General features: G+C 72.9%; 1 pseudogene. It reads left to right on the top strand.

The annotated features are described in order from the left end of the window. Nucleotides 1-406, top strand: a pseudogene (locus tag LPA54_RS40695) (uridine kinase); the annotation flags it as partial.

Raw genomic sequence — 406 nt, 5'->3', positions numbered from 1 at the left:
CGCGGGCCCCTCCGGCTCCGGCAAGTCCGTCCTGGCCGCCCGCACCGGTCTGCCGGTGCTGCGCCTGGACGATTTCTACAAGGAGCACGACGACCCGACGCTGCCCCGGGTGCCGGGCTCCACGGACATCGACTGGGACTCCGCAGGGTCCTGGGACGCGGACGCGGCGGTGGCCGCCATCGCCGAGCTGTGCCGGTGCGGCCGTACGGAGGTTCCGGTGTACGACATCGCCACCAGCTCCCGTACGGACCACGAGGCCTTCCACATCGAGCCACCGCTGTTCGTGGCGGAGGGCATCTTCGCGGCGGACATCGTCGAACGCTGCCAGGACCTGGGGCTGCTGGCCGACGCGCTGTGCCTGCGCGGCCGCCCGTCCACCACGTTCCGGCGGCGGCTGGTGCGGGAT

Origin of the sequence: Streptomyces sp. DH12 (assembly GCF_020873895.1) — a bacterium.
Classification (GTDB): domain Bacteria; phylum Actinomycetota; class Actinomycetes; order Streptomycetales; family Streptomycetaceae; genus Streptomyces.
The sequence above is the reverse complement of the archived record's forward strand: the minus strand, read 5'-3'. Positions and strand labels throughout refer to the sequence as shown.